This is a genomic window from Streptomyces sp. LMG1-1-1.1 (assembly GCF_040815545.1).
Taxonomy (GTDB): Bacteria; Actinomycetota; Actinomycetes; order Streptomycetales; family Streptomycetaceae; genus Streptomyces.
Window position 1 is genome coordinate 38051 of sequence record NZ_JBFPNH010000031.1, and the last position, 23698, is coordinate 61748.

General features: G+C 72.8%; 21 protein-coding genes. 9 read left to right on the forward strand and 12 right to left on the reverse strand.

All coding sequences use genetic code 11. From position 1 onward, the window contains the following. Positions 1–69: 69 nt before the first annotated feature. Positions 70–933 carry a 3-methyl-2-oxobutanoate hydroxymethyltransferase gene (panB, locus tag MRBLMG1_RS18025; protein WP_367825070.1) on the reverse strand — a complete coding sequence of 288 codons (864 nt, stop codon included), beginning with the start codon at positions 931–933 and terminating at the stop codon, positions 70–72. A gap of 193 nt (positions 934–1126) precedes the next feature. Between panB and MRBLMG1_RS18030 the strand changes: the two genes are divergently transcribed. The 3 genes from MRBLMG1_RS18030 (at position 1127) to MRBLMG1_RS18040 (ending at position 4903) form a co-directional block, all read left to right on the forward strand. Next, on the forward strand, positions 1127–2764 hold the full coding sequence (locus tag MRBLMG1_RS18030) for an MFS transporter (RefSeq protein WP_367825071.1): 1638 nt from the start codon (positions 1127–1129) through the stop codon (positions 2762–2764). A gap of 44 nt (positions 2765–2808) precedes the next feature. Next, the gene (locus tag MRBLMG1_RS18035) at positions 2809–3600 is read left to right on the forward strand and encodes a TetR/AcrR family transcriptional regulator (RefSeq protein ID WP_414721603.1); all 792 of its coding nucleotides are present in this window, start codon (positions 2809–2811) and stop codon (positions 3598–3600) included. Positions 3601–3880: 280 nt separating this feature from the next. Beyond that, the gene (locus MRBLMG1_RS18040) at positions 3881–4903 is read left to right on the forward strand and encodes an endonuclease/exonuclease/phosphatase family protein (RefSeq protein ID WP_367825073.1); all 1023 of its coding nucleotides are present in this window, start codon (positions 3881–3883) and stop codon (positions 4901–4903) included. A gap of 21 nt (positions 4904–4924) precedes the next feature. On the opposite strand, the gene MRBLMG1_RS18045 is transcribed toward MRBLMG1_RS18040, so the two are convergent. Together MRBLMG1_RS18045 and MRBLMG1_RS18050 are read right to left on the reverse strand one after the other, a co-directional pair. Continuing rightward, a complete protein-coding gene (locus MRBLMG1_RS18045; RefSeq protein ID WP_367825074.1) occupies positions 4925–6688 on the reverse strand; it encodes an NAD+ synthase in 1764 nt (587 codons plus the stop codon). 57 nt (positions 6689–6745) lie between these two features. Then, positions 6746–7567 (reverse strand): DUF4190 domain-containing protein, encoded by an 822-nt coding sequence (locus MRBLMG1_RS18050; RefSeq protein WP_367825124.1) that lies wholly within the window; start codon positions 7565–7567, stop codon positions 6746–6748. Between the two features lie 69 nt (positions 7568–7636). On the opposite strand from MRBLMG1_RS18050, the gene MRBLMG1_RS18055 reads away from it, so the two are divergent. Continuing rightward, the gene (locus MRBLMG1_RS18055; protein WP_367825125.1) at positions 7637–7927 is read left to right on the forward strand and encodes a pentapeptide repeat-containing protein; all 291 of its coding nucleotides are present in this window, start codon (positions 7637–7639) and stop codon (positions 7925–7927) included. A gap of 137 nt (positions 7928–8064) precedes the next feature. Beyond that, positions 8065–9543 (forward strand): APC family permease, encoded by a 1479-nt coding sequence (locus MRBLMG1_RS18060; RefSeq protein ID WP_367825075.1) that lies wholly within the window; start codon positions 8065–8067, stop codon positions 9541–9543. A gap of 67 nt (positions 9544–9610) precedes the next feature. Here MRBLMG1_RS18060 and MRBLMG1_RS18065 read toward each other — a convergent pair whose 3' ends face one another. The 4 genes from MRBLMG1_RS18065 to MRBLMG1_RS18080 all read right to left on the reverse strand — a co-directional run bounded on the left by MRBLMG1_RS18065 (position 9611) and on the right by MRBLMG1_RS18080 (position 11961). Next, positions 9611–10030 (reverse strand): CBS domain-containing protein, encoded by a 420-nt coding sequence (locus MRBLMG1_RS18065; RefSeq protein WP_367825076.1) that lies wholly within the window; start codon positions 10028–10030, stop codon positions 9611–9613. A gap of 217 nt (positions 10031–10247) precedes the next feature. After that, positions 10248–10877 (reverse strand): DUF305 domain-containing protein, encoded by a 630-nt coding sequence (locus MRBLMG1_RS18070; RefSeq protein WP_367825077.1) that lies wholly within the window; start codon positions 10875–10877, stop codon positions 10248–10250. Then, complete coding sequence (locus MRBLMG1_RS18075) at positions 10874–11551, reverse strand: DUF3105 domain-containing protein (protein ID WP_367825078.1); 678 nt, start codon at positions 11549–11551, stop codon at positions 10874–10876. The genes MRBLMG1_RS18070 and MRBLMG1_RS18075 overlap by 4 nt, the downstream gene beginning before the upstream one ends. Before the next feature lie 74 nt (positions 11552–11625). Then, positions 11626–11961 (reverse strand): hypothetical protein, encoded by a 336-nt coding sequence (locus tag MRBLMG1_RS18080; protein WP_367825079.1) that lies wholly within the window; start codon positions 11959–11961, stop codon positions 11626–11628. Positions 11962–12254: 293 nt separating this feature from the next. On the opposite strand from MRBLMG1_RS18080, the gene MRBLMG1_RS18085 reads away from it, so the two are divergent. From MRBLMG1_RS18085 to MRBLMG1_RS18095, 3 genes are all read left to right on the forward strand, one after another. Next, entirely contained in the window at positions 12255–13616 is a 1362-nt protein-coding gene (locus tag MRBLMG1_RS18085) for a glutamine synthetase family protein (RefSeq protein WP_190102476.1), read from the forward strand. Between the two features lie 5 nt (positions 13617–13621). Next, entirely contained in the window at positions 13622–14059 is a 438-nt protein-coding gene (locus MRBLMG1_RS18090; protein ID WP_367825080.1) for a hypothetical protein, read from the forward strand. Between the two features lie 64 nt (positions 14060–14123). After that, positions 14124–14612 (forward strand): GNAT family N-acetyltransferase, encoded by a 489-nt coding sequence (locus MRBLMG1_RS18095; RefSeq protein WP_367825081.1) that lies wholly within the window; start codon positions 14124–14126, stop codon positions 14610–14612. Between the two features lie 19 nt (positions 14613–14631). Here the strand turns inward: MRBLMG1_RS18095 and MRBLMG1_RS18100 are convergent, their stop codons facing one another. Together MRBLMG1_RS18100 and MRBLMG1_RS18105 are read right to left on the reverse strand one after the other, a co-directional pair. Next, complete coding sequence (locus MRBLMG1_RS18100; RefSeq protein ID WP_367825082.1) at positions 14632–15060, reverse strand: VOC family protein; 429 nt, start codon at positions 15058–15060, stop codon at positions 14632–14634. A gap of 46 nt (positions 15061–15106) precedes the next feature. Continuing rightward, positions 15107–17215 carry a PIG-L family deacetylase gene (locus MRBLMG1_RS18105; protein WP_367825083.1) on the reverse strand — a complete coding sequence of 703 codons (2109 nt, stop codon included), beginning with the start codon at positions 17213–17215 and terminating at the stop codon, positions 15107–15109. Between the two features lie 371 nt (positions 17216–17586). Between MRBLMG1_RS18105 and MRBLMG1_RS18110 the strand changes: the two genes are divergently transcribed. Next, positions 17587–20574, forward strand: a complete 2988-nt coding sequence (locus tag MRBLMG1_RS18110; protein WP_367825084.1) for a bifunctional [glutamine synthetase] adenylyltransferase/[glutamine synthetase]-adenylyl-L-tyrosine phosphorylase — start codon at positions 17587–17589, stop codon at positions 20572–20574. A gap of 18 nt (positions 20575–20592) precedes the next feature. Here MRBLMG1_RS18110 and MRBLMG1_RS18115 read toward each other — a convergent pair whose 3' ends face one another. From MRBLMG1_RS18115 to MRBLMG1_RS18125, 3 genes are all read right to left on the reverse strand, one after another. Then, complete coding sequence (locus tag MRBLMG1_RS18115) at positions 20593–21414, reverse strand: DUF4344 domain-containing metallopeptidase (protein ID WP_367825085.1); 822 nt, start codon at positions 21412–21414, stop codon at positions 20593–20595. 99 nt (positions 21415–21513) lie between these two features. Continuing rightward, on the reverse strand, positions 21514–22419 hold the full coding sequence (locus tag MRBLMG1_RS18120; protein ID WP_367825086.1) for a phosphatase PAP2 family protein: 906 nt from the start codon (positions 22417–22419) through the stop codon (positions 21514–21516). Positions 22420–22494: 75 nt separating this feature from the next. Further along, complete coding sequence (locus MRBLMG1_RS18125) at positions 22495–23529, reverse strand: LacI family DNA-binding transcriptional regulator (protein WP_367825087.1); 1035 nt, start codon at positions 23527–23529, stop codon at positions 22495–22497. Positions 23530–23698 lie beyond the last annotated feature (169 nt).

Genomic DNA, 23698 nt, shown 5'->3' on the forward strand with positions numbered 1-23698 from the left:
GTTCGTCCGGTCCTGTGCCGTCGACGGACCGGACGGTCCGGGGGGCGCGGACCGGACGGTCCGAGGGGGCTAGTGGAACGTGTGCTCCTCGGCGGGGAACGCCCCGCCGGAGACGTCCTCGGCGAAGGCGCGGGCGGCGTCGCCGAGCGTCTCGCGGAGGTTCGCGTACTGCTTGGTGAAGCGCGGGACCTTGCCGCCGGTCAGGCCGGCCATGTCGGTCCAGACGAGGACCTGGGCGTCGGTGCCGGAGCCGGCGCCGATCCCGATGGTCGGGATGTGCAGCGAGCGGGTGACCTCGGCGGCCAGCTCGGCCGGTACGAGCTCCAGGACGACCGCGAACGCGCCCGCGTCCTGCGCCGCCTTGGCGTCGCTGAGCAGCCGGTGGGCGGCCTCGTCGCTGCGGCCCTGCACCCGGTAGCCCATGGTGTTCACGGACTGCGGGGTGAGGCCCAGGTGGGACATGACGGGGATGCCGGCCTGGACGAGCAGCTCGGTCTGGGGCAGCGAGCGCTCGCCGCCCTCCAGCTTGACCGCGTGGACGCCCGCGTCCTTGACCAGCCGGGTGGCGCTGCGCAGGGCCTGGACGGGCCCTTCCTGGTACGAGCCGAAGGGGAGGTCGCCGACGACGAGGGCGCGCTTGGTGCCCCTGACGACGGCGGCGGAGAGGATCGTCATCTCGTCCATCGTGACGGGCACGGTGGTGTCGTAGCCGAGGTGACAGTTGCCCATCGAGTCGCCGACGAGGATCACCGGGATGCCGGCCTCGTCGAAGACGGAGGCGGTCATCGCGTCGTAGGCGGTGAGCATCGGCCACTTCTCGCCGCGGACCTTGGCGGCGGCGATGTCGTGGACGGAGATGCGGCGTGTGCCCTTGCCGCCGTACAGCGCCTTGCTGCTGTCGGCGGACGTCTTCGGGGCAGCCTGAAGCGTCATGGTGAACGGCTCCTTGTTGTGTCATCTCGAGGCGCCCTCACGGCGTCCCCGGACCACATCCATGGTGGCACTTCGCCGGGCGGGCGGGGAAGTGGGCGCGAGTGGCGCTGTTCACACCACGGCAACGTAAAGCCTCGGTCAGATTTTCGATACGAGACGGTCTCGTATCGAAATTACCCCTAAGGTGGTGAGCATGTCACCGCAGTCCCCTGCCCCCGCCACGCCCCGCGTCCCCGAGGCCGCCCACCGGCGCCGCTGGGCCGTCCTCGGCGTCCTCATGCTCAGCCTGCTCATCGTCGTCCTCGACAACTCGATCCTGAACGTGGCGGTCAGGACGATCGCCTCCCCCGCGCCCACCGGCATCGGCGCCACCCAGAGCGAGCTGGAGTGGTCGATCAACTCCTACACGCTGGTCTTCGCCGGACTCCTCTTCACCTCCGGCCTCCTCGGCGACCGCCTCGGCCGCAAGAAGGTCCTGCTCTTCGGCATCACCGTCTTCGGCATCGGCTCCGCCCTGGCCGCCTTCTCCGGCTCCCCGGGCGAACTCATCGCCTACCGGGCCGTGATGGGCCTGGGTGCCGCCTTCGTCATGCCGGCCACCCTCGCCGTCCTCATGAACGTCTTCGAGCGCGACGAGCAGCCCAAGGCCATCGGCATCTGGGCCGGCAGCGTCGGCCTCGCCATCGCGATCGGCCCGATCACCGGCGGCATCCTCCTCGAACACTTCTGGTGGGGATCGATCTTCCTCGTCAACGTGCCCGTCGTCGTCCTGGCCCTCGCCCTCATGCTCTGGCTCGTGCCCGACTCCCGGGACCCGAACCCCGGCCGCGTCGACATACCCGGCGTGCTGCTCTCCGTCGTCGGACTCGTCCTGCTGGTGTACGGGATCATCCACGGCGGCGAACTGGCCGACTTCACCGACGTCACCGTCCTCGCCCCGGTCCTCGGCGGCCTCGCGGTCCTCGCCGGCTTCGTGCTCTACGAGAAGCGCAGCGACCACCCGGCCATCGACATGACCTACTTCAGGAAGCCCGCGTTCTCCGCGGCCGTCGCCGCCATCGCGCTCGTCTTCTTCGCCCTCATGGGCGTGACCTTCTTCTCCGCCTTCTACCTGCAGAGCGTCCGCGGCTACAGCGCGCTCCAGTCCGGGCTGCTCATCCTGCCGCTCGCCGTCGCGCAGATGGTGTTCTCGCCCCGGGCCCGACTCGTCGTCGAGCGCTTCGGCGCCAAGGCGGTGTGCACCGGCGGCATGCTGCTGGTCGCCCTCGGCCTCGCCGCCTTCGCCCTCTTCGACGCCACGACCCCGGTCTGGGTCCTCGAAGTCGTGTTCTTCCTCCAGGGCGCGGGCATGGCGCACATCATGCCGCCGGTCACCGTCACGATCATGCAGGCGCTGCCCCGCGAGAAGGCCGGCTCCGGCTCGGCGATCAACAACACCTTCCGGCAGGTCGGCGGCGCCCTCGGCGTGGCCGTCCTCGGCTCGGTGCTCTCCTCCACCTACCGCGGGCAGATCGAGGGACACCTCGGCGGCGTCCCGGCCGCCCTGCGCGACACGGCGGGCGAGTCCGTCGAGGCCACGCTCGCCGTCGCGGAGAAGCTCGGCCCCGCGGGCCGGGCCCTGGTCGCCCCCGCGTACGACGCCTTCCTCGGCGCCATGCACGTCACCGCCGTCGCCTCGGCCGTGATCGCCCTGGCCGGCGCCGCCGTCGTCGCCGCCTTCCTCCCGGGCCGTACGCCGACGGGCCCCGGCACGGCCCCCGGCCCCGGCGACCCCCAGCGGCCCTCGGTGCCCGCCTCCGGCGGCGAGGCGGGAGAATCGGCCCGACGGTAAACCACCCGGCCACCACCCGGACGAGAGGCGGAGCGCACGTGTCACTGCAGGACGGCGGGGCCCCCGACCCCCACGACGACGGCCCCGAGCCGGGCGCCGGGCCCGAGCGGGGGGCAGAGCCCGAGTCCGCGTCCGGGGGCGAGTCCGAGTCCGAGTCCGCGTCCGAGCCCGCGTCCGCGTCCGCGTCCGAGCCCGAGTCCGAGTCCGCGTCCGAGCCCGAGTCCGCGTCCGGGGGCGAGCCCGAGCCCGCCCCCGTCCGGCGGGGGCGGCCGCGGAGCGAGGCGGTGGAGCAGGCGATCTTCGACGCGGCGGCCGGGCTGCTCGACGAGGGGGTTCCGCTCTCCGACCTGTCCATCGAGCGGATCGCCCGCACCGCCGGCGTCGGCAAGGCGACGATCTACCGCCGCTGGGCCGGCAAGGAGGAGCTCTTCGTCGACCTGGTCCGCTCCGTGGAGCCCCCGGACCCGGTGCTGCCCGGCACCTCGGTGCGGGACGACCTCGTCGCGCTCCTGGAGTCGCTGCGGCAGCGCGGCCTGGCCAAGCGCAGCTCCGCCGTGCTGCGCCACGTGTTCTCGCAGATGCAGGGCTACCCCAAGCTCTGGGACGCGTACCACCACACGGTGATCGAACCCCGCCGCCGGATCGGCCTCGACGCCGTGCGGCGCGGCATGGAGCGGGGGGAGATCCGAGCGGACCTCGACGTCGAGTTCGTCAACGACCTCCTCACCGGCCCCCTGCTGCTGCGCACCGTCATCCGCCCCGGCGCGACCCTGGAGCCCGGCCTCGCCGAACGGGTCGTCGACACCGTCCTGGAGGGCCTGCGCCCCCGCGCCTGACCCGAAGCGGTACGAAGCCGCCGGCGCGGAACGAAGCCGCTGAAGCGGTACGAAGCCACTGACCAGGCACGAAGCCGCCGCCGCGGTACGAACGTGCCGAGCCGCGCGAAGCCGCCGAGCCGCACGAATGTGCGCGTTCTGTCACAGGGTCGGCGCCGGTGCCACCTGCAGGAACCCGCCACGCGGCTCCGTCGTCCCTGGGGGAGTACGACGGCCCCGGGATCGCCTAGTGTCGACACCGGGTCACGCAAGACGGCAAGGCAGCAGTGAGGACAGTGCGATGGCGCGGGTGGACATGACGGAGACCGAACACGGCGGCGCCGGGAACGGGCGCTCCGGGTCCCGTCTGGGGGCCGCCCTCGACCGACTCCGCCGCGACCCCGGGATCTGGCGCCGCGGCATCGTGCTCGCCCTCGCCGCGGTGGCGCTCACGCTCCTGATGGTCTTCCACTCCGACATCCCCAACAGGATCGGCAACCTCGGCAGCCTCACCGAGACCTTCCTGCCCTGGCTCGGCCTCTTCCTGCCGGTGCTGCTCGTCCTCGCCCTCGTGCGCCGCTCCGCCACCGCCCTGATCGCCCTGCTGCTCCCCGCGGTGGTGTGGCTGAACCTCTTCGGCGGCCTCGTCGCCGACAAGTCGGCCTCCGGCGGCGACCTGACCGTCGCCACCCACAACGTGAACGCCGACAACCCGGACCCCGAGGGCACCGCCCGCGAGCTCGCCGGCTCGGGCGCCGACGTGCTGGCCCTGGAGGAGCTCAAGGGCGACATGGTCCCGACGTACGAGCGGGGCCTCGCGAAGGCGTACCCGTACCACTCCGTGCAGGGCACCGTCGGGCTCTGGAGCAAGCTGCCGCTGCGCGCCGCGCAGCCCGTCGACATCCGGATGGGCTGGACCCGCGCCATGCGGGCCACCGTCGTGACCCCCAAGGGCGAGGTCGCGGTGTACGTGGCCCACCTGCCGTCCGTGCGGGTCAAGCTGAACGCCGGCTTCACCGCCAACCAGCGCGACGCCAGCGCCAACGCGCTCGGCGAGGCCATCTCCCACGACCGGCACGAGCGGATCGTCCTCCTCGGCGACCTCAACGGCACCATGAACGACCGCTCGCTCAACGCCGTCACCTCGCAGCTGCGCTCCACCCAGGGCGCGGCCGGCGACGGCTTCGGCTTCAGCTGGCCGGCGTCCTTCCCGATGGCCCGGATCGACCAGATCATGGTGAAGGGGGTGGAGCCGATGTCCTCCTGGGCCCTGCCGGAGACGAACAGCGACCACCTTCCGATCGCCGCCCGCGTGAAGCTCTGACCCTCCGGCAGGGCGCGGCGGTCAGCCCGACACCGGAGCCTCCCGCCAGCGGTTCGTGATCGGCAGCCGGCGGTCCTTGCCGAAGCCCTTCGCCGAGATCTTGGTGCCCGGCGGGTACTGGCGCCGCTTGTACTCCGCCGTGTCCACCATCCGCAGCGTCCGCGTCACCAGCTCCTCGTCGAACCCGGCGGCCACGATCGCGTCCCGGCCCAGGTCCTGGTCCACGTACAGGGCGAGGATCGCGTCCAGGACCTCGTAGTCCGGCAGCGAGTCCGTGTCGACCTGGCCGGGGCGCAGCTCGGCGCTGGGCGGCTTGGTGATCGAGGCCTCCGGGATCGGCGGGGTCTGGCCGCGGTCCACCGCCGCCTGGTTGCGCCAGCGCGCCAGCCGGAAGACGTCCGACTTGTACACGTCCTTGATGGGCCCGAACGCGCCGACGGAGTCGCCGTACAGCGTCGAGTAGCCCACCGCCAGCTCGGACTTGTTGCCCGGCGCGAGGACGATGTGGCCCTCCTGGTTGGAGAGCGCCATCAGGGTCGTGCCGCGCAGCCGGGACTGGAGGTTCTCCTCCGCGAGGCCGCTGAGACCGAGCGACCCCATGTAGGCGTCGAACATCGGCTCGATCGGCACCGTGCGGTAGTTGAGCCCGGTCCGGCGCGCCAGCTCGGCCGCGTCGCCGCGCGAGTGGTCGGAGGAGTACTTCGAGGGCATCGACACCCCGTACACGTTCTCCGCGCCCAGCGCGTCGCAGGCGATGGCGGCGACGAGCGCCGAGTCGATGCCGCCCGACAGGCCGATCAGGACCGAACGGAAACCGTTCTTCGCGGCGTACGCGCGGACTCCGATGACCAGGGCCGAGTACACCTCCTCGTCGTCGTCGAGCCGGTGCGCGTAGCCGCCCGTCAGCTCCGGCTGGTACGCGGGCAGCGGCTCGCCGGAGAGGACCACGCGGTCGATCCGCAACCCGTCGTCGACCGGCCCCTCGGGCGCGTCGTCCTCGGCCGCGGGCAGCTCCAGGTCGAGGATCACGCTGCCCTCGACGAACTGCGGGGCCCGCGCGATCACTTCGCCGGACGCGTCCACGACGATCGAGTCGCCGTCGAACACCAGCTCGTCCTGACCGCCCGTCATCGCCAGGTACGCGGTCACGCACCCGGCCTCCCTGGCCCGCTTGCGGACCAGTTCGAGCCGCGTGTCGTCCTTGTCCCGCTCGTACGGCGAGGCGTTCACCGACAGCAGCAGCCCGGCCCGCGCGGAACGCGCCGCCGGCACCCGGCCGCCCTCCTGCCAGAGGTCCTCGCAGATCGCCAGGGCCACGTCGACGCCGTGCACGCGGACGACCGGCAGGGTGTCGCCCGGCACGAAGTAGCGGTACTCGTCGAAGACGCCGTAGTTGGGGAGGTGGTGCTTGGCGAAGCGCAGCGCCACCTCGCCGCGGTGCAGCACGGCGGCGGCGTTCTCCGGCGACCCGGCGGGCCGGCCGAGCCTCGGCACGGCCCGCTCGGACCGGTCGAGGTAGCCGACGACGACCGGCAGCTCGCCGAAGCCCTCGTCGGCGAGGCGCCGGGCGAGCCCGCGCAGGGCCTCCCGGGACGCCTCGACGAAGGAGCCGCGCAGCGCGAGGTCCTCGACGGGGTATCCGGTCAGCGCCATCTCGGGGAACGCGACGAGATGCGCGCCCTGTCCGGCGGCGTGCCGGGTCCAGTGCACGATCGCCTCGGCGTTCCCGGCGATGTCTCCGACGGTCGAGTCGATCTGATTCAGGGCGAGGCGTAGTTGAGGCACCCGCCCAGTGTAATCGTCAGACCGACGCTATGTCCTGTGATCCGGCGCGGTCCGCGCCTACTTCACCGGACCGGTCCAGATCACCGGCTCGTACGCCAGGAGCTTCGGCGCCAGCTCGATCTGCAGCTCGCCGTCCGCGTCCGACGGCAGCGCGAACGCGTACCCGGCCTTGACCTGCTTGCCCGGGAGGACCGTGCCCCGGAACATCTCGGTCGCCCCGCTGCCGTCGAAGATCGTGCTCGCCCGCGCGCCCTGGGCGTCGCGCGCGTCCGGCAGCGCGGTGGTCACGTCCAGCGCCTCGTCGCCGCCGTTGACGATCGTGATCGTCACCCGGAGCGCGGTGTCGCCCTTCTCGTACCCGGCGGCGAACCCGTCGGGCCGGTACGGCTTCGGCACGGAGACGGTCACCTCCACCCCGTCCTCGTAGGTGTGGGTCCGGCCGAACGCGAGCGTCGACGGAGCCGTCTCCGTCGGCTCGGGCGAGGGCTCGGGCCGCGCCGTGCCACCGGACCCGCCGTCCGGCGCGAACGGCTCGGCGGACGCGCCCTCCTTCTCGCGGACCCGCTCGTCGATCCGCTCCACCGCCTGCGCCGCCACGACCAGCACCACCAGCCAGGCCGCCGACACGACGATCGTCACCGCGCCGAGCACGATGCCCGCGACCGCCTGCCCCCGGTCGGTCGCCTCGCCCCGGTTCGCCCGGCCGAAACCCACGATGCCCAGGACCAGCGCCAGGACGCCCATGACCCCGCCGAGCCAGAACAGGAACGGCACGATCCCGAACAGCAGCCCCGCGACGCCGATGACGAGCGACCCCACCCCGAGTCCGGTCCGCGCGACCGGCACCGCCGGCACGCCGTACGGGCCCGACCCGGGCATGTCGGGCCCCTGCGGAATCCCCGGCCCGTAGGGCGGACCAGGGAACAGGGCCGGCGCCTGGGCCGGCGCCTGGGCCGGCGCCTCGACGGGGTCCGCCTCGACGGGGTCCGCCTCGACCGGGTTCGCCTCGACGGGGTCCGCCTCGACGGGGTCCGCCTCGACGGGGTCCGCCTCGACGGGGTCCGCCTCGACGGGGTCCGCCTCGACCGGGTTCGCCTCGACCGGGTCCGCCCCCGTGCGGGTCGCCTCCGCATCGGCGGGCGGGCGCGGCCGCGGCGGGGCCCAGGGCTGCGAGTCGGGCGTGTCTGCGGGCGTGGTCATGCGGGGGGCCTCCGAGGTGATCCGAAGCGTCGACGTTAGACCGGCGAACGGGCTCTGGCCAGCGACTTCCCGGTCGGCGGGGGATGCGGCGCCCGTCCGTCACCGCCCGCCGCGCGCACCGGCGGCCCGCCCCGCGCCGACATGCGGGGTCGTCCCGCCCCGCTGATCATGGGCCCATGACGACCACTGACGACCCGGCGGAGTCGGCACCGCCCACCCTGAAGGACGGGAGCGTCGTCCAGGACGACGGCACGAAGCGCCAGTTCATCTCCTGGCTGACCCTCGCCTTCATGACCACCGCGTCCGTCGCGAGCCTGCGGCCCTCGCCGTCCATGGCCATCTACGGACTCGCCGCGATCTTCCTCTACCTGCTCCCCGCCCTCGTCTTCCTGCTCCCCACCGCCCTCGTCGGCGCCGAGCTCGCCTCGGGCTGGAGCGGCGGCATCTACCGGTGGGTCAGCGAGGCGCTCGGCAAGCCGCTCGGCTTCCTGGCGGTCTGGTGCCAGTTCGCCATGACCATCGCGTACTACCCGAGCCTGCTCGCGTACGTCGCCTCGACCTTCGCGTACGTCATCGACCCCTCGCTCGCCGAGAACGGGCTGTACGTCGCGATCGTCATCGTCGTCGTCTACTGGACCGGCGTCTGGGTCTCCTCGCGCGGCACGCGGACCATCGCCGGCCTCTCGTCCTTCGGGCTGGTCATCGGCACCCTCATCCCCGGCGTGCTCCTGGTCGTCCTCGGCCTCGTCTTCCTCGGCCAGGGCAACCCCTCCGCGCAGCCCATGAGCGCGGACCACTGGCTGCCGCCGTGGACCGGCCTCGCCAGCCTGGTCCTCATCGTCAACAACTTCCTGTCCTACGCGGGCATGGAGATGAACGGCGTGCACGTCTCCTCGCTGCGCGAACCCAAGCGCGAGTACCCGAAGTCGATGTTCCTGGCGACCGGCCTCGTCCTGTTGATCTTCATCCTTCCGGCCCTGGCCATCGCCTGGGTCATGCCGGCGGAGCAACTCAGCCTCACCGCCGGTCTGATGCAGGCCTTCCAGGCCTTCTTCGACCACTTCTCCATCGGCTGGATGACCAAGGTCGTCGGCCTCATGCTGGTCTGCGCCGCGCTCGGCGGCATGCTCACCTGGCTCGCCGGACCCGCCAAGGGCCTCGTCCTGCTCTCCCGGCAGGAGGGCTATCTGCCGCCCGTGTTCCAGAAGTTCAACAAGGGCGGCGCGCCCATGAACATCATGGTCGCGCAGGGCGTCGTCACCACCCTGATCGGCGTCCTCTACGCCTTCAGCGACAACGTCTCCAGCGCGTACTGGATGTTCTCCGTCATCACCGTGCAGATCTACCTCATCGCCTACCTGCTGATGTTCGCGGCCGTCGTCAGGCTCCGCAGGACCCGTCCCGAGGTCGAACGCGGCTTCCGCGTCCCCGCCGTCGGGTGGGTCGCCGGCATCGGCTTCGTCGCCTCGGTCGCCGCGCTCGTCATCGGCTTCGTCCCGCCCGACCAGTTCGGCGACCAGCCGCTCTGGCGCTACCTGCTGATCGTCGGCGGCGGCCTGCTGGTCCTCGGCCTCCTCATCCCCGGGGCGCTCCTCAAGTACCGCAAACCCGGCTGGATCCACCCCGACCACCGGGAACCTTCGACCACCCCCTAGGGCCCTTGGGGCATCCGGTCATGCGGGACCGCCCGGACGTAGTGGTCCGGGCGGTCCTGGGAACGGGTCAGGAAGCGGCGTAGACGCTCGCGCAGAACGCCTTCAGCTCCTCGTCCGACAGATGCTGGGCCAGGTCGGCCTCGCTGATCATGCCGACGAGCCGCTTGTCCTCGATGACGGGCAGGCGCCGGATCTGGTGGCTCTGCATCTCCTCCAGGACGGCACCCACGTCCGCGCCGGACTCGATCCAGCGGGGCGTGCCCTGGGTGATCTCGCCGCAGGTGATCTTCGACGGGTCGTGGCCCATGGCCACGCAGCGGATCACGATGTCGCGGTCCGTGACGATGCCGCAGAGCCGTTCGTTCGCGTCGGCGACGGGCAGCGCGCCCACGTTCAGGTCCCGCATCAGCTGCGCCGCCCGGTCGAGCGTCTCGTGTTCCGGGATCCACCGGGCCCCGGTGTGCATGATGTCCTTCGCCGTGGTCATGGGGTGCGTACCTTTCGTCGAACGTCGTCGTACGAACTCCCCGAGCCCACTCATTGTCGGCGCGCGGCCCGCCCCGCGCGACTCGTCGGCGCCGCGCCCGGCCCCGCGGCCCCCGGGGCGCCATGGCGACGGCCCCCGCGACCACGAGGGGTCACGGGGGCCTTGAGGGCAGCTGTGAAGGGCCGTGGAACCGTCCGGGGGCAGGCCCCGGACCGGGTCAGGCCCCGCGCTTCCCGAGCATGTCCGCCATCAGCGCCATCTCGGACTTCTGGGCGTCGACCATGCCCTGCGCGAGCCCGCGCTCGATGTCCACGGTGCACTTCTGCACGCAGCCCTCGGCCATGTGGACCCCGCCCCTGTGGTGCTCGGTCATGAGCTTCAGGTACAGGACCTCGGCCTCCCGGCCGCTCGCCTTGCGCAGCTCGTCCAGCTGGGCGTTGGTCGCCATGCCGGGCATCAGCGCCCCGTCCAGCGGGCCGGTGTCGCCGGACCCGCCCATGCCCATCCAGGTCATCGGCTCGACACCGGACCGGACCTTGGGCAGGCCCCACATGTCCAGCCAGCCGAGCATCATGCCCCGCTGGTTCGCCTGGGTGTTGGCGATGTCGTACGCCAGCCTGCGGACTTCCTCGTCCTTCGTCCGGTCCCGGACGATGAACGACATCTCGACGGCCTGCTGGTGGTGGACGGACATGTCCCGCGCGAAACCGGCGTCCGCCGAGGCGGAGTCGGGGGTGCGCGGGGCCTCCTCCCGGTCGGCGGAGGCGACCGTCACCGCCCCGCCGGCGAAGAGCAGCGCGAGGACGACGGCGGAGACCGCGGCGCCCTGCGTGCGGTTGAGCCTCACTGGCCCATCCCTCCGGCACCCTGGCCGTCGGCGCCGATGCCGCCGGTGCAGGCCGCGCCCGGCTCCGGGGTCTGCGGGCCCTGCACGTACTTCGTGAAGAACGCGTCGACCCGCGGGTCGTCGGCGCCGTCCACGGTCACCTGCTTGCCCCAGGCGGACAGCATGATCGCCCCGGCCTGGTCGTCCACGGGGCTCATCAGCGTGTACTTCGTCTTGCCGACCTTGTCGGCCAGCTGCTTCACGTCGGCCTGGGAGGCCGACTTGTTGTACGTCACCCAGACGGCGCCGTGCTCCAGCGAGTGCACGGCGTTCACCTCGGCGATCTTCTGCTTGTAGACCACGCCGTCGCAGTTCATCCAGACCGGGCTGTGGTCGCCGCCGACCGGCGGCTTCATGTCGTACTTCACGGCCGTCTCGACGTGGTTGCGGCCGAGCTTCTTCACGTCCCAGGACTTCTCGGCCGAGATGGGCGCCTTGGCGGCGGCGTCCTTAGCGTCCTGCTCGTCGGACTTCTTCATCAGCACGAAGGCGCCGAAGCCGACGAGGCCCAGGACGACGACGCCCGAGACGCCGATGGTGATCAGGCGGTTGCGGCGCTCACGGGCCTGCTCGGCGCGGCGCATCTCCTCTATTCGGGCGCGGCGGTCGGCGTTGGCGGAGCGGGTGGCGGCCATGGTGATGTCGTCCTTCTTCGGGGGTGGGGGTGGAGTTCGGGGGTGGACGCGGCGGGGGCGGGAGCCCGCCGCCGCTATGTCCGGAGAACTTGAAGGACGTGCAGGTCCGGAGCGCGCGGCTGGGCGCCCGAGCGGCGCGCGGGGCCGTCACCCGACGGCGGCGCGGGCCGCGGGGACCCGCCCTCCGCGTGCAGCGGCGGGTCGAGCGGGGGCGCGCTGAGCACCGCGGGGGAGAGGGAGGGGAAGAGCGAGCAGCCCCCGCGGTCGTACGGGCAGACGTACTCGCCCACGACGGTCACCGCCCGCAGGGCCGTGTCCCCCTCGTGGTGGGCGTCCTGCCGGTCCGGGCCCGTCCCCAGACAGAGGAAGAGCGCGGCGAGGAGCGTCGCCACGGCACTCGCCAGTGCCATGGGACGCGCGTCTCCGGACAGGCGTACGAGCCGTGGGGCCCCCATGGGCGCAGATCGTAGTGGGCGCGAGCCCCCTGTGGGCCGAACGGGGTACCACCCGCTGATCGGAGGGCAGGCGCCGGACGGGCGAACAAGCACCCGGAATCGGCCCCTCCCCGTTACCTGTGTCACACCCGAGCAGGCACTATGGGTGTGCAACGTGCGCGAAACCATGTGGTGGGATGCTCAGGTGCCCCCCGATGTACCCGAGGCGGTGGGAGCAGGCGGCCTGACCAGCGAGGATGGGTGTGGAAATGGACAAGCAGCAGGAATTCGTGCTCCGTACGCTCGAGGAGCGCGACATCCGCTTCGTACGTCTGTGGTTCACCGACGTGCTCGGCTTCCTCAAGTCGGTGGCGGTGGCCCCCGCAGAGCTTGAGCAGGCCTTCGACGAGGGCATCGGCTTCGACGGCTCCGCGATCGAGGGCTTCGCCCGCGTCTACGAATCGGACATGATCGCCAAGCCGGACCCGGGCACCTTCCAGATCCTGCCGTGGCGCGCCGAGGCCCCCGGCACGGCCCGCATGTTCTGCGACATCCTCATGCCGGACGGCTCGCCGTCCTTCGCGGACCCGCGCTACGTCCTGAAGCGGGCCCTGGCCAAGACCTCCGACCTCGGCTTCACCTTCTACACCCACCCCGAGATCGAGTTCTTCCTCCTGAAGGACAAGCCGCTCGACGGCACCCGGCCCACCCCGGCCGACAACTCGGGCTACTTCGACCACACCCCGCAGAACGTCGGCATGGACTTCCGCCGCCAGGCGATCACCATGCTGGAGTCGATGGGCATCTCGGTGGAGTTCTCCCACCACGAGGGCGCGCCCGGCCAGCAGGAGATCGACCTCCGCTACGCCGACGCACTCTCCACCGCCGACAACATCATGACCTTCCGCCTGGTCATGAAGCAGGTGGCGCTCGAACAGGGCGTGCAGGCCACGTTCATGCCGAAGCCGTTCTCCGACTACCCGGGCTCCGGCATGCACACCCACCTCTCCCTCTTCGAGGGCGACCGGAACGCCTTCTACGAGTCGGGCGCCGAGTACCAGCTCTCCAAGGTCGGCCGCTCCTTCATCGCCGGCCTGCTGCGCCACGCGGGCGAGATCTCCGCCGTCACCAACCAGTGGGTCAACTCCTACAAGCGCATCTGGGGCGGCTCCTCCCGCACGGCCGGTTCCGGCGGCGAAGCCCCCTCGTACATCTGCTGGGGCCACAACAACCGCTCCGCCCTCATCCGCGTCCCCATGTACAAGCCCGGCAAGACCGGCTCCTCCCGCGTCGAGGTCCGCTCCATCGACTCCGGCGCCAACCCCTACCTCACCTACGCCGTCCTCCTGGCCGCCGGCCTCAAGGGCATCGAGGAGGGCTACGAGCTCCCCGCCGGCGCCGACGACGACGTCTGGGCCCTCTCCGACTCCGAGCGCCGCGCGATGGGCATCGAGCCCCTCCCGCAGAACCTCGGCGAGGCCATCGCCCTCATGGAGAAGAGCGAGCTGGTCGCCGAGACCCTCGGCGAGCACGTCTTCGACTTCTTCCTCCGCAACAAGAAGCAGGAGTGGGAGGAGTACCGCTCCGAGGTCACCGCCTTCGAGCTCCGCAAGAACCTGCCGGTGCTGTAGGGGACGTGGCCGGTTCCCGACGTCCTCCCGGCACGGAGCTCGTGCCCGCGCCGGTCAACCGGGCGGCCAACGCGGTGCCCGGTCTCGCGGCCGGGCTCGGCGCCCTCTGGTACGGCGCGGAGGCCGGGAGCGGGTGGCAGCGGGTGGCGGCGCTGGTCGTCCTCGCGGGGTGCGGGGTCCTCGCCGTGCGCGGGTACCGCGCGGGGGTCCGCTGCGAGGCGCGGCGGATCGCGGTCCGCGGGTACGTGTGGACGCGGGTGATACCGCGGGAGGCCGTCACCGGGGTGACGGACCTCCCGGCCGTCCGGTGGACCTCGCCCGGCGGACGGCGCAGATGGACGCCGGTCACGGCGCTCGCGGCGGTCTCCGGGGAACTCGGCTCGGTGCGCTCCCGCAAGCGCGGCCACACCGCGCGACTGCGGCGCTGGGCGGCACGCGGGTAGCGCCGGACGGCGGGCGCGGGGAATTCCGTTGCCCGGGAGACGGGACGCGCCGCACACTGCCGCAGTGAAGATCGAGAACGTCGCCACCGAGCGGCTCGTGCTGCGTCCCATGACCGTCGACCGGGCCGAACGCGTCGTCGGCCGGGAGCCCGGCCCCGAGGACCAGTGGGCGGAGGGCTACCCCGGCGCCGGGGACGTCCGCTCGGCCGACGGCTTCCTGAGGGGGGTCGCCGAGCGCGGCGACCCGGGCGTGTTCCGGACGTACGAGATACGGCTCGACGGCGTCACCGTCGGCGGCATCGGCTTCCACGGACCGCCGGACGAGATCGGGGTCGTGACCGTCGGATACGGGCTGCTGCCGGGAGTCCGCGGGAACGGCTACGCGTCGGAGGCGCTGCGGGCCCTCGTCGAGGTGGCCCGGGTGGCCGGCGCCGCCGGGGTGAAGGGGGACGCCGACCTGACCAACCCGGCCTCGCACCGGGTGATGGAGGCCGCCGGGATGCGGTGCGTGGCGGAGGACGAGAAGCTCCGCCACTTCTACCTGGCGCTCTGACGGCGCCGCGGCGCCGCCGTCAGCGCTCGGACAGCTCCGACGGGGCCTCCTGGACGACCCAGCCGTTGCCGTCCGGGTCCTCGAAGGTCATGAACGAGTTCCAGGTGTCGCCCTTGCCGTCCTCCCAGCCCGTCGCGCCGACGTGCATCACCGGGGAGACGCCGACGCCCCGCTCGACCAGCTCCGCCCGCGCGGCCTCGATGTCCGTCACGCAGAGCTGGAGGCCGTGCAGGGTGCCGGGGGCCATCTCCTTGGTGCCGGGCATCGCCGGCATGCCGCTGAGCATGGCGATCGAACAGCGGGAGCCCGGCGGGGTCGCCTGGATGATCCGTACGCCGGGCGCGACCTCGTCGTCGAGGTCGATCTTGAAGCCGCACTTCTCGTAGAACTCCTTGGCCCGGTCCATGTCGGTGACGGGGACCGGGACCACTTCCAGTGTCCAGTTCATGGGGGACACCCTCCCGCAGAGGAAGGCCGCGCGCACCCGGAACGGGTCAGCGCGGAGCGGGAGTCCAGTGCAGCCGGCCGTCGAGGCCGATCGCCGCGACGCCGTCCGTCCCCGCGTCCGGCGCGCCGGCGAAGAGGAACTTCTCCAGGGTCCACGCCGGCGGCGCCCCGGCCGTCCGGCCGTGCGGCGCCGTCGCCAGGAAGCCCGTCCGGGACCGGACCGCGAGGAGGCCGTCGCCGCCGCTGACCGGGCCGAAGCCCGCGACGCCGGAGCCGGGCAGTTCGGTGACCGGGGAGACCGGGCCCGCGCCCGAGAAGTCGGCGCTCCGCAGGTCGCCGGAGGACGGCTTGCGGAACCAGAGCCGTACTCCGTCGCCGTCCGGCGCGGGGCTCGCGCTCAGCGCCAGCGTGGTCGGCGGCAGACCCGTCCGCACCGGACCGGCCAGGGGGCCGCCGGGACGCTGCTGAGCCCAGGTCAGGACGGTCTTGGGGGTGCTGGCGAAGACGTAGCCGCGGCCGGTGCCGTCGGTCGCCGCCACGGGATCGCCGTACACGTCGGTGCCGCCGAGCGTCCGCCACGGCCCCCAGTCGCCGTCGGCGCGCTGCTCGCGGGCCGTGAGGCGATGGCCGCTGTCCCGCAGGAGCACGGTCGCCAGGCCGTCGTGGTCCACGGTCACGGCGGGCGCGCTGATGTCCGAGGTGCCGCCGGCGTCGTCCCGCTCGGGCGTGCCGAGGGAGCGCCACGGGCCGAACGCGCCGCCGGGCGTGGTCTGCGCCGTGGTCACGACCTCGCGGCCGTACGCGGAGGCGTCGGCGCCGAGCGTCGTACGGGTGCCGAAGACCGCCGTGCGGCCGTCGGGCAGGGCGACGGAGGTGACGCCGCCGTCGAGGCCGCCGCCGGGCAGCAGCGTCGGCCCGTGCCAGGCCTCGGTGCCGGCCGGCTTCCGCCACTCGGCGAGCCGTCCGTCGAGGACGGAGAAGGCGTGCAGCGCGCCGGTACCGTCCCGCTGCACCCAGGAGGTGGAGGTGGAGCGGGCGTACCTGACGGTCTGTGTCCAGCCCCGCCCGCCGGGCCGCGCGGCCACCTTCAGATCGCCGCAGCCGGCGGCGGTGCCGCAGTCGTTGACCCCGTCCGTCCAGGCGTACGTCTTCAGGGTCCGCAGCTTCGCGCCCGCCGTCTCGGGGTCGAGCGTGTGCGGCAGCGAGCTGGTGGGGTAGCCCAGGTAGTTCTGCACGCCCACGTGCGGATGCCCGGGCACGTCCGCGTACCGGGCCAGGGCGGCCTGCACGAACCGCGCCCCGTAGAGGTGGTCCTGATGGTCCCGGAGCCTCACCGGCCCGGACGTCGTCGTCGCCGCTCCGGAGACCGCGGTCGTCGTCCCGTGCCCGGGCCCGGCCGCCGACCAGGTGCCGGGGGTCGGGTCCTGCATGCGGACGAAGGTCGGCCGGAAGCGTTCGAGCAGCCCGGTGAGGGTCGCGACGACCTGGTCCTTCGTGTACGTGAAGTCGGCCGCGACGGGGGTGCCGGTCGCGCGCTGGGAGGCCAGTGCGGGGATCCGGTCGTGCCACAGGCCGTTGAGGCTCTGCGGGCGGTCGCCGCTGATCGAGCCGGCCTCGCGCAGCTGGAGCCACACCAGCTTGACCTGGGGCTTCGCGCGCAGGGTGTCCATCTCGGCCGCGGCGCCGCCGGCGGTGGGGAGGGCGACCCGGTCCCAGACGCCGGTCCGGCTGCCGGTCGCCATCTCGGCGTACGCGGCGCGTATGCCGTTCTGCCGGGCCTCGGCGTAGCCCGCCTTGTCGGGCGCGGCGCCGGCGGCGTCGCGCGGGCGGGCGTTGACGCCGTCCGACTCGCCGGCGGTGAGGTAGACGGAGGTCAGGGGGCTGCCGGAGCGCAGCGACTGCGAGACGTCCGGGTTCATGAAGAACAGGTCGTCGTCCGGGTGCGCCACGACCTGCATCACCGACGTGGCGGCGTGCGGGGTCCGTACGGGCTTGGCCGGCGCCTTGGCCTCGTGGGCCGGCGGCCGTACGGGGGGTGTCGCCGGCCTCGCCGTCGTCACCGAGAGGAGCCCGGCGAAGGTGCCGCCGACCAGAAGGGTCGCGACGGTCGCAGAAACGATTCTGCGACGGGAGGGACGGCGGAGGCGGACAGGCATGTTCGGCGACGCTTTCACTGACGGGCGGGGCGGGGCGGGGCGGGGCGGAGCAGGGCTGGGCGGGGCATGACGGGCGGGGTGCTGCGGGACGGGGTACTGCAAGGTGCTCTCGGCCGTGTGGGGGCGTCCCGCGCGCGACGAGCGGGGGGCGCCCCGCGCACAACAAGACGGATCTTCTAGATTTACGGTTCATTCGCCCCGAAAGGGATCTTTGTGCCGGATCTCACGTGCGAGGGGGCGTGTGATGCGCCACCCCCGCGCCGGATCGAGCAGCCGTCCGGCACGACGTGATCGCCGGGCGGGGCCCCCGCGGCCCCCGCGCCGGATAGGCTCGGGCCCTTGGGGCTGACCTGCTCGGAGGGAGCGGCGGAATGACGGTGCCGGGACGCAGGAGCAGTACGTTCTCACGTCTGCTGCGGCACGGGTTCACCGACCCCTCGGGGGCCGAAAGACTCCTCGACGTACCGGAGCTGTCCGAGCTGCGGGACGACTCCGTCCTCCTGGACGCCCTCGGCGCCACCGCCGATCCGGACCTCGCCCTGCGCGGCCTGGTCCGCCTGGCCGAGGCGCAGGCCGAGACCGAGCGGCAGACGTTCACGGCCACGCTGCTCTCCGCCAAACCGTTCCGTGACCGGCTCCTGGGCGTGCTCGGCGCCTCCGAGGCCCTCGCCGACCACCTGGCCCGGCACCCCCGCGACTGGGAGTCCCTCGTCACGTACGAGGCCGCCGACCTGCACCCGGGCGTCGCCGAGTTCGAGCAGGGCCTCGCCGAGGCCACCGACGCGGACTCGCTGCGGGTCGCCTACCGCCGCTGCCTGCTCGCCATCGCCGCCCGTGACGTGTGCGGCACCACCGACGTCGCCCAGGCCGCCGCCGAGCTCGCCGACCTGGCGACGGCGACCCTGCGCGCCGCGCTCGCCATCGCCCGTACGGCCGCCCCCGCCGACGCCGCCATGTGCCGGCTCGCCGTCATCGCGATGGGCAAGTGCGGCGGCCACGAGCTCAACTACGTCTCCGACGTGGACGTCATCTTCGTCGGGGAGCCGGTCGAGGGCGCCGACGAGGGGAAGGCGATCCAGGCGGCGACCCGGCTCGCCTCGCACCTCATGCGGATCTGCTCGGAGACCACGGTCGAGGGCACCATCTGGCCGGTCGACGCCAACCTCCGCCCCGAGGGCCGCAACGGCCCCCTCGTCCGCACCCTCTCCTCGCACCTCGCCTACTACCAGCGCTGGGCGAAGACCTGGGAGTTCCAGGCCCTCCTCAAGGCCCGCGCGGTGGCCGGCGACCCGGAACTAGGCGCCCAGTACATCGACGCCGTCTCCCCGCTCGTCTGGCAGGCCGCCGAGCGCGAGAACTTCGTCCCCGACGTACAGAAGATGCGCCGCCGCGTCGTCGACAACATCCCCGTCGCCCAGGTCGAGCGCGAACTCAAGCTCGGCCCCGGCGGCCTGCGCGACGTCGAGTTCGCCGTCCAGCTCCTCCAGCTGGTGCACGGCCGCAGCGACGCCGGACTGCACAGCGGCACCACCCTCGACGCGCTGGCCGCGCTCGCCGCCGGCGGCTACGTCGGCCGCGCCGACGCCGCCCAGCTCGACGAGGCCTACCGCTTCCTGCGGGCCATGGAGCACCGCATCCAGTTGTACCGGCTGCGCCGCACCCACCTCGTCCCCGAGGACGAGGCCGACCTGCGCCGCCTCGGCCGCTCGCTCGGACTGCGCACCGACCCCGTCGCCGAGCTCAACAAGGAGTGGAAGCGGCACGCGGCCGTGGTCCGGCGGCTGCACGAGAAGCTCTTCTACCGGCCGCTGCTCGACGCGGTCGCCCAGCTCGCCCCCGGCGAGATCCGGCTCAGCCCCAAGGCGGCCGGACAGCGCCTCGAAGCGCTCGGTTACGACGACCCCGCCGCCGCCCTGCGCCACCTGGAGGCACTGGCCTCCGGGGTGAGCCGCAAGGCCGCGATCCAGCGGACGCTGCTCCCGGTGCTGCTCGGCTGGTTCGCCGACTCGGCCGACCCGGACGCCGGCCTGCTCGGCTTCCGCAAGGTCTCGGACGCCCTCGGCAAGACCCCCTGGTACCTGCGGCTCCTCCGCGACGAGGGCGCCGCCGCCGAGAACCTCGCCCGGGTGCTCTCCGCCGGCCGCCTCGCCCCCGACCTGCTGCTCCGCGCCCCCGAGGCAGTCGCGCTCCTCGGCGACCCGGAGGGGCTCAGGCCGCGCGACCGCGACCACCTGGAGCAGGAGGTCGTGGCGGCGGTGGGCCGCGCGGAGGACGCCGAACAGGCGGTCGCCGCGGCCCGCGGGGTGCGCCGCAGGGAGCTGTTCCGCACTGCGGCGGCCGACCTCATCGGCTCGTACGGCACCGAGGACAACCCCCGCGAACCCGACCCGGGCGCCCTGGTCGACCGGGTCGGCGAGGCCGTCACCGACCTCAACGCGGCCACCATCGCCGGCGCCCTGCGCGCCGCCGTCCGCGCCGAGTGGGGCGACACGCTGCCGACCCGGTTCGCGGTCATCGGCATGGGCCGCTTCGGCGGCCACGAGCTGGGGTACGGCTCCGACGCCGACGTCCTGTTCGTCCACGAGCCGCGCGAGGGCGTCGACGAGCAGGAGGCGGCCCGCGCCGCGAACCGGGTGGTCGCCGAGATGCGCAGGCTCCTCCAGCTCCCCACCGCCGACCCGCCGCTGCTGATCGACGCGGACCTGCGGCCGGAGGGCAAGAGCGGCCCCCTGGTCCGCACCCTCAAGTCGTACGAGGCCTACTACCGGCGCTGGTCCCTGGTCTGGGAGAGCCAGGCCCTGCTGCGCGCCGCGCCCATGGCGGGCGACCAGGACCTGGCCGACCGGTTCGTCGAGCTCGTCGACCCGCTGCGCTATCCCGCCGAGGGCCTCGGCGAGGACGCGGTCCGCGAGATCCGCCGTCTCAAGGCCCGCATGGAGTCCGAGCGGCTGCCGCGCGGCGCCGACCCGACGCTCCACGCCAAACTCGGGCGCGGCGGCCTCAGCGACGTCGAGTGGACGGTGCAGCTCCTCCAGATGCGGCACGGCTGGGCGGAGCCCGGGCTGCGGACGACCCGCACCCGCGAGGCCCTCCGGGCGGCGCACGCGGCCGGCCTGATCCCCACGGAGGAGGCGCAGACCCTGGACGAGGCCTGGGTGCTCGCCACCCGCGTCCGCAACGCGGTGATGCTGGTACGCGGCCGGGCCGGCGACACCTTCCCCTCCGACCCGCGCGAAGTCGCCGCGGTGGGCCGGTACCTCGGATACGGCCCCGGTCACGTCGGCGAGATGGTCGACGACTACCGCCGCATCACCCGCCGTGCCAGGGCCGTCGTGGAAGAGCTGTTCTACGGAGCGTAGGGAGGCGGGCCCCGTGCGTCAGCCCTTCAGATAGGGCTGGAGCAGGGTGCTCCACGCCCGGTCGATCTGCTCGAACTCGGCGGGGCACTGCGCGGCCCGGCTCTCGGGCAGCGGCCCGTCGGGGTTGGCGTCGGTCCGTACGGCGCCCTGGAAGCCGGCCGGGTCGGAGCCGTACAGCCAGCAGATGGCGTTGTAGTACCGCTGGGCGTCGAGCGAGTGCTCGTCCGGGAGCCGGTCGCCGACGTCGCCCTCCGCCGCGGCGAGGGCTCCCCAGGCCTCGATGGCGCTCACCGCGTACTCCTGGTGCACGGAGTCGCCCGCGAGGAGGAGGGTGGCGAGCTGGTCGGCCGCGTCCTCCTCCCGGCCGGTGGCCGGCAGGTCGTAGACGTCGATCAGGGCGTGCGCGAGCTCGTGGAAGACGACGCTGTTGGAGATGCCGATGAGGTCGTCCTCGGTGGCCCGGCTCCGCTGGGCCTCGGTTCCGGTCGTGTTCAGCTCGTCGAAGACGCCCCGGTAGTACCCCACCAGCTCGTAGCAGAAGCCGATGCCCTGGCTCTCCGGATCCCAGAAGGCGTTGATCTCGCCGCAGCTCAGGGCCGTCACCGGCACGTCCTGGGGGAGTCCGATCAGGGCGTTCGCATGGGCGGCCGCCCCTTCGAGGACCTCGTTCTCCTCCAGGAACCGCTGCTCGGCCAGGTCCTGCGCGGTCTCGGCGGGCACGTATCCCGCGACGAGGACTCCAGGGCCGGGAACGGCCGGTGCGGCGGTGGCGGTGGAGGCGCCGAGCGTCAGGAGAGCCGCGGAGGCGAGAGCGGCGGCCCATGTCCGGTGGGATCGCATCCTGTGCCTCCCGCTCGGGGTGAGGAGCGCGTGCGGGTCCGCCGGAGCCGTGGGGGCCCGAGGTCTACAGCCTCAGGATAGGCCCGCCGACCAGCGGCCTCACTTGGAGGAGCCGACCGGCCTCTCCGCTTCGGTCGCCCGGTCCGGCTCCGCCGCCGGACGCGGGCCGCCGCGGGCGACGGCGCCGACGGGCTCGACGAGGCGGGGCAGCCGGTGCGGCCGGGAGCCGTACCAGCAGTAGGAGACGCCGAAGCCGAAGGCCAGGCAGATCATGCCGCCGACCGCGTCCAGCCAGAAGTGGTTGGCGGTGGAGACGATCACGACGAGGGTGGCCGCCGGGTAGAGCAGACCGAGGATCTTCGCCCAGGGCGCCTTGGCGAGCAGGAAGATGGTCACGCCGCACCAGAGCGACCAGCCGATGTGCATCGACGGCATCGCGGCGTACTGGTTCGACACGTGCTTGAGGTTGCCCGAGGCCATCGAGCCCCAGGTGTGGTGGACGAGCACCGTGTCGACGAAGTCCTGGCCGTTCATGAGCCGCGGCGGCGCGAGCGGATACAGGTAGTACCCGACCAGGGCCACAGCCGTGGTGGCGAAAAGGACCGTGCGGAACGCCGAGTAACGGCCCGGGTGCCATCGGTACAGCCACACGAGCACACCGATGGTCACGACGAAGTGCAGCGTCGCGTAGTAGTAGTTCATCGACACGATCAGCCACGTCACCGAGTTCACGGCGTGGTTCACGGCGTGCTCGAAGGCGAGCCCCACGGACTCCTCGGCCTGCCAGATCCAGTCGGCGTTCTTGAGCGCCTGGGCCTTCTGCTCCGGCACCGCGTTGCGGACGAGGGAGTACGTCCAGTAGCTGACCGCGATGAGCAGGATCTCGAACCAGATCGTGGGGCGCCGGGGCGTGCGCGCACGCAGGCGCGCGAACCTTCCGTCGGCCACTGTGGGTGACGACGGGGTCGTCCGGTCGTCCAAACTCTTCACGGTCGTTTCACCCATAGGGAGAGAGTCTGCCAGATCCCCACCCCCCGACCGATCATCCCCCGGTCGGGTTCCGGGCGCACCCCCTCCGTCTCAGGAAGGAGTGCGCGCGGGGGACGGAGCGGAGGCCGTTGAACCACGAACGACCAGCTCAGGCATGAAGACGAACTCGGAGTGCGGGGCCGGAGTGCCGCCGACTTCTTCGAGCAGCGCGCGGACCGCGGCCTGCCCCATCGCCTGCACGGGCTGGCGGATGGTGGTCAGCGGCGGGTCGGTGAACGCTATGAGCGGAGAGTCGTCGAAGCCGACGACGGAGACGTCCCGCGGCACGTCGAGCCCCTGCTGGCGGGCGGCCCGGATCGCGCCGAGCGCCATCATGTCGCTCGCGCACACGATCGCCGTGCAGCCGCGGGAGATCAGCGCCGCGGTCGCCGCCTGGCCGCCCTCCAGGGTGTAGAGGGAGTGCTGGATCAGCGCCTCGGACTCGTCGGGGCCGAGGCCGAGCCGCTCCTCCATGCCCTTCTGGAAGCCCTCTATCTTGCGCAGCACCGGCACGAACCGCTTCGGTCCGACGGCGAGCCCGATCCGGGTGTGCCCGAGCGCGGCCAGGTGCGTCACGGCGAGCACCATCGCGGCCCGGTCGTCGGGCGACACGAAGGGCGCCTGGACCTTGGGGGAGAAGCCGTTGAGGAGGACGTACGGGACGCCCTTGCCGCGCAGCTGGTCGTAGCGCGTCATGTCGGCGGTGGTGTCGGCGTGCAGCCCGGACACGAAGATGATGCCGGCGACGCCGCGCTCCACCAGCATGTCGGTGAGCTCGTCCTCGGTGGACCCGCCGGGGGTCTGGGTGGCGAGGACCGGCGTGTATCCCTGCCGGGTCAGGGCCTGCCCGATGACCTGCGCGAGCGCGGGGAAGATCGGGTTGTCCAGCTCGGGGGTGATGAGGCCGACGAGGCCCGCGCTGCGCTGGCGGAGGCGTACGGGACGCTCGTAGCCGAGCACGTCGAGAGCGGCGAGGACGGACTCGCGGGTGGCCGCCGCCACACCGGCCTTGCCGTTGAGCACGCGGCTGACTGTGGCTTCACTGACCCCCGCCTGGGCTGCGATGTCGGAGAGCCGCGCGGTCATGAGAAGGGACTGTACCGGTCACAGCGCGTATTTCCCACCGGTTCAGGGGCACCGGGACCGGACCGCAAGGTTCGAGCCGTTGCGCAAGGTCTTGCAGTGCTTGCGGGGCTCTTTCGCGGTCCCGGAGGGGCCCTGCGAGGCCTTTCCGTGTGCGAGATGCCCGAAACCG